This is a genomic window from Sulfitobacter sp. (assembly GCF_039977885.1).
GTDB lineage: Bacteria > Pseudomonadota > Alphaproteobacteria > Rhodobacterales > Rhodobacteraceae > Sulfitobacter.
In genome coordinates this window covers 151,104-164,158 of record NZ_JBDWCI010000003.1, presented here as the reverse complement: position 1 = coordinate 164,158, position 13,055 = coordinate 151,104, and the positions used below count along the sequence as shown (strand labels likewise).

Sequence of the window (13,055 nt, the reverse complement as noted above, 5' to 3'; positions counted from 1 at the left end):
TCCTGTTATTTTCTCACAACACCGGCGGAGGTCGTAGCAAGAAAGACTCTGCCGCCTGCGCAAGGATCACCGCTGCAACCCCGTAAACCGTCAGCCAAAGTCGACGCTCCAACCGCTCCATCATGATTTCAATCCGGTCCAAACGATCCGACAGCATCTCGAAATGGATCTTGCTGATCCGCTCGTGGGCCTGCAGCTGCATCCCCGGTGCGCATTGAAACCGCTCCACCGGCATCTCACTCACCACCGGTCACCGCAGGCAGCCCCAACAGCGCGCGTTTCTCACCTTCCGTGAGGAAATCCGCACCAGCGACCCGTGCCCATTGCGCATCTCGCTCGGCACTCAGCGCTGGCACCTGATCCAGATCTGGCTTCAGCTCCACAACCTCGCCCGTGAACCCCGACAGCCAATGTGCCAACGCCGCCGTTACCCGCGTCGCCAAGGGCAATACCGTCAGCCGGTAAAACGCACGGTGCGCCTCTTGGTAGTTGGCATAGGTTGCATCCCCCGCGATCCCCAACAGCATCGGCGGCACCCCGAACGCCAGCGCAATCTCCCGCGCAGCCGCCTCCTTGGTCTTTTGGAACTCCATATCCGAGGGCGAAAACCCCATCGGCCTCCAATCCAAACCGCCCTCTAACAACATCGGCCGCCCGGCATTGCGCGCCCCCTGGTGGTGGCTCTCCATCTCACTGACAAGGCGGTCATATTGGTCATTGCTCATCGCCCCCTGACCCTCGCCCCCCTTGTAGATGATCGCACCAGACGGCCGCGCAGCATTGTCCAATAGCGCCTTGGACCAGCGCGACGCCGAGTTATGCACATCCACCGCCGTTGCTGCGGCCTGCATCGGGCTAAAGCCGTAATGGTCATCTTGCGGATGGAAGTTTCGCACATGGCAAATCGGCGTGCCTTGCGTAGCATCAAAACGGTGCTTGCGCCCACTCACCGTGTATTCATACGCCACCGGCCACCCATCGGCCCCAGGTACCACAGACATACGGTCCGAGCGCAGAATATGCAGCTCCTGCGGCAGCCCCATACCGCCGCCCACCGCCTCGACATACCCATCGCCAGACAACAGCAACTGCGCATAAAGCGCCTCCAACAGCTCCGCCCGCCCCTGTGCACCATTGGGCCGCGCCATCAGCGCCAATACAGGATGCGTGTCAAAACGCTGCGCTAAATCCTGACACACCAACGGCAAGGCCGCCGCCGCCTCTGCAATCAATTTGACCGACCGGAAACCAACCGGATTACCTGCAAACCCCGTGCGCGTCAGCGACACGGTATCGCGCGGGCTCCACGCCACGCGGCCCGAGGTCTGCACCCCCACCACACGTCCCGTGGCCGAGGCCTTGGCCTCCACCACATCTTCCGTTCCGCGCTTTAGAAAATCAAACACCCGCATCTCCTATGCCCTGATCCGCTGGCCATCCCGCTGCTTGGGTGGCTCGATATGCAATTTGCCACCAAAGATTTAAGTCCAAAGAACCAGAGCGTGCGTTGCATGGTGCATCGCGGCCCAAACAAAAAAGGAGGGCCATTGCCCCCCTTTCAATCCCTCTACAGCGACCGCACCCCCGGCTGTCGCCACTTCGCCGCTGGCTCGATCATCAACTCATGTAAGGCCCAAACAAGCGCATCCACGCGGTCCGGTGATCCGCCCCCCTCATAGCCACGACGGGTCATCCGGCACATTTGATCCTCTAAGCCGTCCAGATCCACCACATGCCGCACCCGCCCCTGTTCATAAAGCGCCGCCACAGGCTCCGCCCGCGCGACCTTACCGCGCGACGCATGCACCCCCTTATAGGGGACCAAAGGATCCACCTGCCGGATCACCTCCCGTACCATCTGCCCCCCCTGATTGACCTCCGCCACCAACCGGTCCGCGCCAAAACGCTCCATCGCGCCCACAGCCGCACGCGCCCAGCCATTCGGCCCAAGCCCCGTTACCGTGCAATCCGCTAACACAAATGCACGCCAGTCCTGCGGCGGCCCGCTGCATTGCACCCCCGCCACCACAATCCCGCATTCATCAGAAGAGACCCCCGATGTGGTCGCAGGGTCCACGGCCACAACAATCCGGTCCAGCGTCGGCACATCAGACACCCGCGCTTTCTCCAACATATCCGAGGTCCACAACGCCCCCTCTGCATCCGCCAGCAATACGCCATCCAGCTCTTGCCGCCCCAAGCGCGTGCCGCGATACCGCGCACGCACCTCTTCCAGAAACGATGCCGCCAGATTGGCGCGGTTGGCCTCTGTGGGCGCATGGGTCACCACCGTCGAGGGGGATTTCAGCAAAGCCTTCAGCACCCCCACATTACGCGGCGTGGTTGTCACACAAACCTGTGGCTGATCACCCAACCGCAAAGCAAACTGCAACATGTCCCATGTTTCTTGGCTTTTCTTCCACTTGGCAATCTCATCCACCCAAGCCGCATCAAACTGCGGCCCGCGCAGCCCTTCGGGATCATGCGCCGAATGCACCGTCGCCACCGCCCCGTTGGGCCAGACCAACCGCTTGCGGCTGGCCTCCCAATCAGGCCGCCGATCCGCAGGCGAACAGGCCAGAATGCCACTATCCCCAAAGATCATAACCTCGCGGACCTGCTCAATCGTTTCCCCCACCAGCGCCACGCGCCGGCAACGTCCCGCATCCAATGGCCGCGCGCCCTCGACCACGCTGCGAACCCACTCCGCACCCGCACGGGTCTTGCCCGCGCCGCGCCCGCCCATAATGACCCACGACCGCCATTCCCCCTCAGGGGGCAATTGATGCGGCATGGCCCAAAAGTCGAATAAGTAAGGGAGAGCACGAAGCTCTCCCTCATCCAGCTCATTCAGGAAACTCTCCTGAACCGATGGAACAGCGGAGCCGATCCAGCTTGCACCCGATATCAGCCCGCGCTTGGTCCATGTCGAGGGCATATCCCCCTCGCACGATCCCCGCTTGTTTATTTCGGCAGTCATTCAGAATTAGCCCCGCTTTTTGACAACGCGCAACGGTCTCGGACAGCTGTGTCACCGTCTTTGACGCTGTAGTTGCATCGATTTCCTCTCCGGTTTTGGCCCGTTCCTTCAGGCTCTCTAATGCTTCTCTCAGCTCGGCGAGCGAGCGGTGAACAGAGGCAAACAACGCCTCTGCTTCCGCCAACTCGTCCAGCGGTGGCACCGGTTGGGTAGTCATATGTTCTCGGTCCTTTCGCTTGGATTCCTCCAATCGAAAGACATGAAAAAGCGGCCCTGACTATGTATCAGGGCCGCTCCCCAAATCTCCTAGCATGGGATCTGGTGTATCATTTAGATTTGAACAAATTCGCCAAGCACCGCGCGTTGCGGCGCAACGGCTTAGTTATTGCCGCTTTGTGCGGCGCGCTCCGCCTCGATCTTGCGCCATTCGGCCACGTTGCGGTTATGCTCGTCCAAGGTCACCGCAAAAGCGTGTCCGCCCGTCCCATCCGCAACAAAGAAGATATAAGGCGTCTCGTCCGGCTGAGCAGCCGCCATCAGGCTGGCACGTCCGGGGTTGGCAATCGGTGTGGGTGGCAAGCCGGGGATGACATAAGTGTTATATTCGGTCTCTGCACGCAGCTCGCTCCGGCGCAAGCCACGGCCCAATACACCCTCACCGCGTGTGATGCCGTAAATCACGGTCGGGTCAGTCTGCAACCGCATCCCTTGATTGATCCGGTTCACAAATACACTCGCCACTTGGCGGCGCTCGTCTGCAACACCGGTTTCTTTTTCCACCAGCGATGCCAGCGTCAGCAAATCTTCGGGGCTGTCGATTGGCAAGTCTTCGTCGCGCGCTTCCCAAGCGGCCGCCAAAAGCGTCTCTTGCGCCGATTGCATCCGCGCAATCAACGACGCACGATCATCGCCCTTGCGCACCTCATAGCTGTCAGGTGCCAACGATCCCTCCGCCGGTGTCGCAGCTACCGTACCTTCGAGGATATCCATGCTTTGCAATGCGTTCACAACTTGCCAGCTGGTCACACCCTCTGCCACAGCAACACGGAAACGCACATCAGCCTCGTCGCGCGTTTCGGTGTATGCTGCGGGTACGGCATCCGTACCGGGCGTGAATTCTGCCAGCTCCGCAAAACGGTTTGTCGCCGGATCCAACTCACGGACCTGCACGCTCACATTATTGACACCCACGCGGTACACAATCTCGGTACCACAAGTGCTTGCACCGCCCCGCGTGATAATATCCACAATGCTCTGCATCGAAGTTTCGGGCTCGACCAAAAAGCTGCCAGCCTTAAGCTGGGACGTCTTTTTCTCGTAATCCGCACCAATCCGAAAGATCGAAGCCGAGCTGACCGCCCCTTGCTCTGCCAGATTTTTGCTCACGCTGCGCATGTTGGTGCCGCTTTTGACCTGCACACAAACCGCCTGTGTCAGCGGCCCGGGCGCGTCATATTCGGACTTCCCCCACATGATGAGCCCGCCCACCAGAAACAGGGCGACCATCAAAAAGGTAATCGCGTTCGCCGCCACATGCCGCCACATTTAGTCGACCTTCCTGAAGATCACACTCGCGTTGGTGCCGCCAAAGCCAAATGAATTGCTCAGCGCGATCTTGATATCGTGCTTGACCGGCGCATTCGGGGCAAGGTTGATCTTTGTCTCAACTGCTGGATTGTCCAAGTTGATCGTCGGCGGCGCGATCTGATCACGGATCGCAAGAATCGAGAAAATACCTTCAGCCGCACCCGCAGCCCCCAGCAAATGCCCGATCGAAGACTTTGTAGAGGACATCACAACGTTCTCCGCATGATCCCCCAACAACCGCTCAACAGCGCCCAGCTCGATCGTATCAGCCATCGTAGATGTGCCATGCGCGTTGATATAATCAATGTCGCTCGGTGCCAGCCCCGCATCACGTACAGCAGCCCGCATTGCGCGCTCGGCCCCGTCACCATCTTCAGATGGTGCCGTGATGTGATAGGCATCGCCCGACATACCATAGCCGATCACTTCGGCGTAAATCTTGGCACCACGCGCTTTGGCGTGCTCATATTCTTCTAGCACCAAAATACCGGCACCCTCACCCATCACAAATCCGTCACGGTCTTTGTCGTAGGGGCGGCTTGCTTTCTTGGGGTCATCCCCCCGCTTGGTGCTCAGCGCCTTACAGGCGTTGAACCCTGCAATGCCGATCTCGCAAATCGACCCTTCGGACCCGCCTGCAATCATCACATCGGCATCGCCGTGCTGGATAATGCGGCTGGCATCGCCAATGGCGTGTGCCCCTGTGGAACAGGCCGTCACGATCGAATGGTTCGGCCCGCGGAAGCCGTAGCGGATCGACACCTGACCCGAAATCAGGTTGATCAGCGCACCGGGCACAAAGAACGGGCTGACCCGCTTGGGGCCTTTCTCGGCCATCATATTGGCGGTGTTGGCAATAGAATTCAGCCCGCCAATACCAGAGCCAATCAACACACCTGTGCGATCAAGGCTCTCGCGGTCCGTCGGCATCCAGCCTGCATCTTCAACAGCCTGCTGCGCCGCCGCGACACCGAACAACACAAAGGTATCAACCTTACGCCGCTCTTTCGGAGCCATGTAGTGGTCCGCGTTGAACGTCCCGTCAGTGCCATCGCCCAAGGGAACTTCACAGGCATATTGCGTCACACAATCCTTCGCATCAAAGGTCGTAATCGGCCCCGCGCCTGATTGGCAATCAAGGATTCGCTTCCACGTTTCCTCAACCCCGTCAGCCAACGGCGTGACCAGACCCAATCCTGTGACGACAACTCTGCGCATATGTCCTGCCCTTTGGTGACTATCTGCTTTCGCCTGCTATACAGCGTGGCGGCGCAATTGATCAAGAGCGGCTGGAAGGAACTACGAACGTTATCCCTAGCTTACGCTCAGTTACTGGCCGGCCCCGACCATATCGGTCAATATTCTGTGGTGCCTGTACCTTTGCCTGAAATCTAAACTGGCGGTCCGTTGCGGGTCATCAGCATAACATCGTCATCATCGATCTTGCCGTCGCGCAGCGGTGCATAGCCCAGTGTTCGCGCAATCTTTAACGAACCTTCATTACCTGGCCGGATCAAACAAACCGTTCTGCCCGCCACAACGCGGTCAAACCAATCATGCGCCGCCTGTGCGGCATCCAGACCAAACCCCTGCCCCTGAGCCTCCGGTGCCAGAATCCATCCTGCTTCGGGATAGGGATCGAAATCCTCCCCAAGGCCGCGTGATCCGAAAAAGAATCCCGTCTGCCCCGCCATCTCGGGTGAGCCGTGGATCTGGATGGCCCATTGTCCAAACCCCGTGATTTGCCAATGTCCGGCATTGCGCAAAAATGCATCCCAACTCCGCGCCTTTGTCCAAGGCGCACCACCGATATAGGCGACCACAGCAGGCTTGGCCCAAATATCGGCAAAGCGCGCAAAATCTTCAGTACGCATGCCACGCAGGGTCAGGCGTTGGGTATTAATTGTAGGTATTGTGCGGGACATAAACGGGAGTTGGCTCATATATGATAGAAAGCTGCAGCGCAGCGAGAGGTCAAAACTGCCGCAGCACACCCTCTGCAACAACCCCTAAAGGACACCAGAATCAAAAACGGCGCCGATCCGCAGATCATGGCGCCGTTTGAGAATTTTTCTGCCGAGCGGACCCGGAAAGAGGCTTACTTAGGAAGCTTCTTTAATGAATTTGCAAGCGTCACCGAAAGTCTGGATGTTCTCTGCTGCGTCATCGGGGATCTCGATGCCGAACTCTTCTTCAAAGGCCATAACCAGCTCAACAGTGTCGAGGCTGTCTGCGCCCAGATCGTCGATAAACGAAGCGTTTTCAACTACTTTGTCTTCTTCAACACCAAGGTGCTCAACAACGATCTTTTTAACGCGGTCTGCGACGTCGCTCATACTTTAGTCCTCACTCATTGGGCCCTATGGCCCCTTTTGGGGTTCCGCCGGACCGGATTACCGATCGGGTCAGAAGGTGCCCTTTTCAGGGCGGCTCGTGTCCCTTGCTTGCACAAGGCGCGGGGCACATACAATGCCCCGACTGATTTAATGTGCGCCCCCTTTAGCATATGCTGCGGGGTACGCAAACGCTTATCAAGCAGTCGCTACAACATGGCCATGCCACCGTTCACATGCAAGGTGGCCCCTGTAATATAGGCCGACTCGGCGCTGGCAAGATATACCACAGCGCTGGCAATCTCATCCGGTGTGCCCATACGGCCCGCCGGAATTTGCCCCATGATTCCTGATTTCTGATCATCGGTCAGCTTATCCGTCATCGCAGTTGCAATAAAACCGGGGGCCACAGCATTAACCGTGATTCCACGGCTCGCCACCTCATAGGCCAGACTTTTTGACATGCCGATCAACCCCGCCTTGGAGGCCGCATAGTTTGCCTGACCGGGGTTACCTGTCGCGCCGACAATCGATGAGATATTCACAATCCGGCCCCAGCGCGCTTTCATCATGCCGCGCATCACACCTTTGCACAGCTGGAAAGTCGCCGTCAGATTCACATCCAGAACCGACTGCCATTCCTCGTCAGACATCCGCATGAACAGGTTGTCGCGTGTGATACCGGCGTTGTTTACCAGAATATCAACCGACCCCATCGCATCTGCAGCCTGCTTGGGCAGCGCCTTGACCGCCTCCAGATCGCTCAGGTTGCAAGGCAACACATGCGCCCGCTCGCCCAACTCGGCGGCCAGCGCCTCCAAAGGCTCCGTGCGCGTGCCGGACAGGCCAACAGTGGCCCCCTGTGCATGCAACGCGCGTGCAATATCCGCACCGATGCCGCCAGATGCGCCGGTTACCAACGCATTTTTACCTGTCAAATCAAACATATCTTATTCCTTTTAATCTCTTATCCGGCTCAACCTTCGGCCGCAGCCGTCACATCCGCAGCCGCACCAACATTGCGCAGCACCGCTGGCTTGTGAATACGCCGGATCATCCCCGACAGCGCCTTGCCCGCGCCGATCTCCCAAAACTCGGTCACGCCCTGCGCGACCATCCACTCGATGGACGAACGCCAGCGCACACGCCCTGTAACCTGCTGCACCAATAAATCGGCAATCGGCGCGGCGGTATCGACACTATGTGCCAATACGTTTGCGACCAATGGCACAGTTGGCGCATTCAACGTCACACCAGCCAGCGCCTTGGCCATCTCATCCGCCGCAGGCTGCATCAGCGCGCAATGGAACGGTGCCGATACCGGCAAAGGCAAGGCGCGCTTGGCCCCCGCAGCTTTGGCCAGATCAATTGCACGGGCCACAGCCGCGGCACTGCCCGAAATCACGTTCTGTGTCGGGTCGTTTTCATTGGCCAGCTGGCAAACGTCATCGCCTGCGGCCTCTTCGGCCAGCTTGGTAACCTCATCGGCTGCCAAACCCAAAATCGCTGCCATTGCACCCTGCCCTACAGGCACGGCTGATTGCATCGCACGTCCGCGAATACGCAACAAACGCGCCGTATCAGCCAGCGTGAAAACACCCGCCGCGCAAAGCGCCGAATATTCACCAAGGCTGTGGCCAGCGACAAATGACGCCCGCGTCACATCAACGCCTTCGACTTCCAGCGCCCGCATCGCGGCGATCGAGGTCGCCATCAGCGCAGGCTGCGCATTCTCGGTCAGCGTCAGCGTCTCGATATCGCCCTCCCAGATCAGCGCGCTGAGGTTTTCGCCCAAAGCCTCGTCAACCTCGTCAAACACAGCTTTGGCGGCAGGATAAGCCTGCGCCAGATCGCGCCCCATGCCGATGGTCTGTGCGCCCTGTCCCGGAAATACGAATGCTGTGCTCATTAAACTGCCTCCTAGTGATTTGCGCACGGGTGTAGCGAAGCGCGCCATCCCTCACAAGACCGCACACATATCGTGCGCCATCACAGATTGCCTAACTGCCCCCACAAGATATGTATTATGTGTAAGGTCACACCAGATCGGAGAGCACCATGGCCCTGAGCAACACCCAAACCACTTATGGCACCGTCACACGCGGTTTTCACTGGCTCACCGCCCTGCTGGTGATGACCCTGATCCCTGTGGCGCTGATCGCCAACGACCTGCCCTACGACACCTCCGAACAGCTGACCCGCAAAGCCTTTATGTTCTCCTTACATAAAACGCTGGGCGTTACCGTGTTCTTTGTCGCACTTTTGCGGATCATCTGGGCCATGACCCAATCCAAACCCGCTGCCCTGCATCCCGACCGCAAGGCCGAAACGCTGTTGGCGGAAACCGCCCATTGGTTGCTTTATGGGTCGCTTGTGCTGGCGCCGCTGTCGGGATGGATCCACCACGCTTCCACCTCGGGCTTTGCGCCGATCTGGTGGCCCTTTGGGCAAGACCTGCCAATGGTCCCCAAATCTGCAGCGGTTGAGGCTATTTCAGGCGGGCTTCACGAGGTTTTTGGCAAGGTCATGCTGGTGACGATCCTGCTGCATATCGCAGGCGCGCTTAAACACCATTTCATCGACCGTGACGCGACCCTGCCGCGCATGTGGCGCGGAGCCGTTGCGCCACATACGCCGGTCACAGCCCACCACACCCGCAAACCCCTCCTCGCGGCCATTGCCGTCTGGGCCGTGACCCTCACAGGTGCCGGCCTGCTGGGCTACTACACTCCACATTCCTCTGACACCCCCACCGCTGAACTTGCACAGGTCGCCTCTGACTGGACTGTACAGGAAGGCAGCATCGAGATTGCCGTAACCCAATTCGGCAGCACAGTCGAAGGCAGCTTTGCCGATTGGACCGCCGATATCAGCTATGACCCCGCCATCGTCAGTGGCCTGTCCGGCACGGTAGAGGTGATCATCGCCACCAGTTCACTCACCCTCGGCTCGGTCACAGATCAGGCCATGGGCCCCGACTTTTTCGACACAGGCACGTTTGAAACCGCAACATTCAAGGCCGACCTGATCACTGGCATCGACGGATTTGTCGCCGATGGCACCCTGACCATCAAAGACCAGACACTGCCGCTTGTGATGCCCTTCCGCCTTTCGGTTCAAGGCGAAGATGCGAATATGTCCGCCAACCTCACGCTGGACCGCCGCGACTTTGGCATTGGTGCAAATATGGACGACGAAAGCTCGTTGGCCTTTGCTGTGGATGTCTCAATCACACTGGCCGCCACGCGCAGCGAAACGGAGTAACGTCCGAAACAAAAAGGCCGCGCAGAATAAACTGCGCGGCCCCGGATCGTAATGTGATGTTAAAGCTTATTCAGCTTTCTCGGCTTCGATCGAGATGACCACATTCACCTCATCGGACACGTAGGGGGCAAATTTCCCCAAATCGAAATCACTGCGCGTCAGCGTAACAGTCGCGTCAAAACCCGCCCATTCCTTGTTCGCTGTCGGATGGGTCCCCGCCTGATTGAGCTTGGCATCCAGCACCACAGATTTGGTCACTTCGTTCATCGTCAGATCACCGGTGATCAACGCAGTATCCTCACCAGTCACTTCGATGGCTGTTGAAGTAAAGGTGATCACATCATCATCGCTGGCCGCGAAAAAATCATCGGACATAAAGTGGCCCTCACGCGCCTCCCAGCCGGTGAACATGGATTTGGTCGGCATCGACACCGACACGGAAGAGTTCGCAGGATCGTCCTGATCAAACATGATCTCGCCCTCAAACCCTGAGAACATACCGTAGGTCTTTGAATAGCCGAGGTGGCTATAGTTAAACACGACCTGTGAATGGCTCGGGTCCAGTGTATATTTCTCGGCGGCAAGCGCCATAGAGGCGGTGGCAGACATCAATGCGGCAAGGATAAGCGGCTTCATGGGGCGTACTCCGTTATGAACATTGCCACCAGTCTGACGCATCACCCGTAATTCTCAACCCCACAACGGCACACATATTTAGTGCGCAGGTGAACAACACGACCCTTCACAATCTGTTCAGCTAAGCTTGCCCTCAGCGCGCAAAGCGGCCAGCAGCCGCGCATGAGCATAGGCATTGCTTAGTGTGATCTCGGCCAAAAGCCGCCCGCCCGGTGCCCAAAATGCAATGCGGCGGCCATTCAGTTCAACGGTTTGCAACGCATCAAACCCCCAGCGCTCGATCACAGATCTATCGCGGTGCTGATCCAGACGCACCAAACGCAGCTCGGCATTCTCCGCGTCAATTTCAACCGATGGCGACAATGGCGGAAGGCTACCCTGCCAGAACGCGACGCTGGCAAAGATGGCCGTGATCGACAGTCCCAATTTGAACAACATCACATCGCTTTCCCACGATGCACCGGGCGCCAACCAGACCAGCACCGCCATGAAGGCCGCTGTCATCGCGGCACCGCGCGACAGCATCCGCATCAACATCCGGCTTCCGTCAAGCATATAAGGAACACCGATCATGGCGCTTTGGCTTAATGCATTTTCCGAAGTAATTGTCATTCTTATCCCTCTCAGATGGTGCGCGCAGCTGGGCCACGTCGTTTGGTTAACAAATCATTAAAGTGACAATTGGGCGATAAAGCGGCACTACATAGGCGCTGTCAGGGCGGCTACGGTGATCTGCGACCTGCCTGCTTGCGTATGCGGTCAAAGCGTGTATATGGGCACTTCCTTTGCAAATCGATTTAACCGCGCAGTCTCTCGTGGTGGGGCCGCAAAGGATACATGCCCTACCTTTGAAATGCGCCTTGAAATAAGTGGAGCACACATGCCGCTATATGAGCATGTTATGATTGCGCGTCAGGATCTTTCCAACACGCAAGCCGAAGGCCTTATCGAACATTTTGGCACCATTCTGTCGGACAACGGCGGGACACTCGTGGATCACGAGTACTGGGGCGTCAAAACAATGGCCTATAAAATCAACAAGAACCGTAAGGGTCACTACATCTTCCTGCGCACCGACGCAGCGGCACCTGCCGTTAAGGAAATGGAACGCCTGATGGGTCTGCACGACGACGTTATGCGCGTCCTGACCATCAAGATGGATGAGCACAAAGAGCTGCCATCGGTTCAGATGCAAAAACGTGACGAGCGCCCCGAGCGCCGTGAACGTCGCTGATTTTGGCTTGAGAAAAAGGACCTAAACCATGGCATCAAAACCATTTTTCCGCCGCCGCAAAGTTTGCCCCTTCTCTGGCGACAACGCACCGGCCATCGACTATAAAGACACACGTCTGCTGCAACGCTACATCTCTGAGCGCGGCAAAATTGTGCCTTCCCGTATCACTGCAGTTTCTGCGAAAAAGCAGCGTGAATTGGCCCGTGCCATCAAACGCGCCCGCTTCCTCGCTCTGCTGCCCTATGCTGTGAAATAAGGAGTAGAAAACATGCAAGTTATCCTTCTCCAACGTGTCGCAAAGCTGGGCCAGATGGGCGATGTCGTCGACGTCAAACCCGGCTTCGCACGCAACTTCCTGCTGCCACAGAAAAAGGCGCTGACCGCGTCCAAAGCCAACGTCGAAGCTTTTGAGGGCCAAAAAGCCCAGCTTGAGGCCCAAAACCTCGAGACCAAAAAAGAAGCCGAAGACATGGCGGCCAAACTGAACGGCCAGCAGTTTGTTGTGATTCGCTCTGCATCCGACGCAGGCGCGCTTTACGGTTCTGTCACCACCCGTGACGCAGCCGAAGCAGCAACTGCCGAAGGCTTCACAGTGGACCGCAAGCAGGTTGTTCTGATCGCTCCGATCAAATACCTCGGCATTCACGAAGTTTCCGTCGTTCTGCACCCCGAAGTCGAAGCCACAATCGAGCTGAACGTTGCACGTTCGCCCGAAGAGGCCGAGCTTCAAGCCGCAGGCAAATCCATTCAGGAACTCGCAGCGGAAGAAGAAGCCGCAGCTGAATTCGAGATTTCCGAATTGTTTGACGACATCGGCTCTGCCGCTGACGAAGACGGCGACGAAGCTCCTGCAGCTTCCGGCGATCAGGAAGAGACAGCAGGCAACTAAGCCTCAGATCTTTTACAATTTTAAACGCCGCGCAGCCACTGCGCGGCGTTTTTCGTTTCATCCACTCACACAAAGCTGAACAGACTTTATTAGCCGCCCTCCCCCAATTTGCGCAATGCTCTCGCAAACGCG

General features: G+C 57.9%; 16 protein-coding genes. 4 read left to right on the top strand and 12 right to left on the bottom strand.

Translation table 11 applies throughout. The features are described 5' to 3' along the window. Positions 1-13: 13 nt before the first annotated feature. From ABJM03_RS01355 to fabD, 10 genes are all read right to left on the bottom strand, one after another. Positions 14-244 carry a hypothetical protein gene (locus tag ABJM03_RS01355; RefSeq protein WP_348415063.1) on the bottom strand — a complete coding sequence of 77 codons (231 nt, stop codon included), beginning with the start codon at positions 242-244 and terminating at the stop codon, positions 14-16. Then, positions 237-1,412 (bottom strand): phage portal protein, encoded by a 1,176-nt coding sequence (locus ABJM03_RS01350; RefSeq protein WP_348415062.1) that lies wholly within the window; start codon positions 1,410-1,412, stop codon positions 237-239. Before ABJM03_RS01350 ends, ABJM03_RS01355 begins: the two co-directional genes overlap by 8 nt. A gap of 155 nt (positions 1,413-1,567) precedes the next feature. Next, positions 1,568-2,938, bottom strand: a complete 1,371-nt coding sequence (locus tag ABJM03_RS01345) for a terminase family protein (protein WP_348415061.1) — start codon at positions 2,936-2,938, stop codon at positions 1,568-1,570. Next, a complete protein-coding gene (locus ABJM03_RS01340) occupies positions 2,847-3,197 on the bottom strand; it encodes a hypothetical protein (protein WP_348415060.1) in 351 nt (116 codons plus the stop codon). The genes ABJM03_RS01345 and ABJM03_RS01340 overlap by 92 nt, the downstream gene beginning before the upstream one ends. A 161-nt stretch (positions 3,198-3,358) precedes the next feature. Next, positions 3,359-4,525, bottom strand: coding sequence for an endolytic transglycosylase MltG (gene mltG, locus ABJM03_RS01335; RefSeq protein WP_348415059.1), 1,167 nt, complete (start codon positions 4,523-4,525; stop codon positions 3,359-3,361). Further along, positions 4,526-5,785, bottom strand: coding sequence for a beta-ketoacyl-ACP synthase II (gene fabF / locus ABJM03_RS01330; RefSeq protein ID WP_348415058.1), 1,260 nt, complete (start codon positions 5,783-5,785; stop codon positions 4,526-4,528). Positions 5,786-5,958: 173 nt separating this feature from the next. After that, complete coding sequence (locus tag ABJM03_RS01325) at positions 5,959-6,492, bottom strand: GNAT family N-acetyltransferase (RefSeq protein WP_348415057.1); 534 nt, start codon at positions 6,490-6,492, stop codon at positions 5,959-5,961. Between the two features lie 177 nt (positions 6,493-6,669). Continuing rightward, the gene (locus ABJM03_RS01320; protein WP_348415056.1) at positions 6,670-6,903 is read right to left on the bottom strand and encodes an acyl carrier protein; all 234 of its coding nucleotides are present in this window, start codon (positions 6,901-6,903) and stop codon (positions 6,670-6,672) included. Positions 6,904-7,109: 206 nt separating this feature from the next. Then, a complete protein-coding gene (gene fabG / locus ABJM03_RS01315; protein ID WP_348415054.1) occupies positions 7,110-7,847 on the bottom strand; it encodes a 3-oxoacyl-ACP reductase FabG in 738 nt (245 codons plus the stop codon). A 29-nt stretch (positions 7,848-7,876) separates the two neighbouring features. Next, on the bottom strand, positions 7,877-8,809 hold the full coding sequence (fabD, locus tag ABJM03_RS01310; protein WP_348415052.1) for an ACP S-malonyltransferase: 933 nt from the start codon (positions 8,807-8,809) through the stop codon (positions 7,877-7,879). A gap of 149 nt (positions 8,810-8,958) precedes the next feature. Here fabD and ABJM03_RS01305 point away from each other — a divergent pair, with 149 nt between their 5' ends. Next, positions 8,959-10,164 carry a cytochrome b/b6 domain-containing protein gene (locus ABJM03_RS01305; RefSeq protein ID WP_348415051.1) on the top strand — a complete coding sequence of 402 codons (1,206 nt, stop codon included), beginning with the start codon at positions 8,959-8,961 and terminating at the stop codon, positions 10,162-10,164. Between the two features lie 66 nt (positions 10,165-10,230). On the opposite strand, the gene ABJM03_RS01300 is transcribed toward ABJM03_RS01305, so the two are convergent. Beyond that, positions 10,231-10,800, bottom strand: a complete 570-nt coding sequence (locus ABJM03_RS01300; protein WP_348415050.1) for a YceI family protein — start codon at positions 10,798-10,800, stop codon at positions 10,231-10,233. Positions 10,801-10,917: 117 nt separating this feature from the next. Next, positions 10,918-11,412 (bottom strand): hypothetical protein, encoded by a 495-nt coding sequence (locus ABJM03_RS01295; RefSeq protein WP_348415049.1) that lies wholly within the window; start codon positions 11,410-11,412, stop codon positions 10,918-10,920. 268 nt (positions 11,413-11,680) lie between these two features. Here ABJM03_RS01295 and rpsF point away from each other — a divergent pair, with 268 nt between their 5' ends. From rpsF to rplI, 3 genes are read left to right on the top strand one after another with little or no spacing between them, the layout of a single operon-like run. Then, positions 11,681-12,034, top strand: a complete 354-nt coding sequence (rpsF, locus tag ABJM03_RS01290; RefSeq protein ID WP_348415048.1) for a 30S ribosomal protein S6 — start codon at positions 11,681-11,683, stop codon at positions 12,032-12,034. 28 nt (positions 12,035-12,062) lie between these two features. Continuing rightward, the gene (gene rpsR, locus ABJM03_RS01285) at positions 12,063-12,290 is read left to right on the top strand and encodes a 30S ribosomal protein S18 (RefSeq protein ID WP_039018159.1); all 228 of its coding nucleotides are present in this window, start codon (positions 12,063-12,065) and stop codon (positions 12,288-12,290) included. Between the two features lie 12 nt (positions 12,291-12,302). After that, positions 12,303-12,923, top strand: coding sequence for a 50S ribosomal protein L9 (gene rplI, locus ABJM03_RS01280; RefSeq protein WP_348415047.1), 621 nt, complete (start codon positions 12,303-12,305; stop codon positions 12,921-12,923). Positions 12,924-13,055 lie beyond the last annotated feature (132 nt).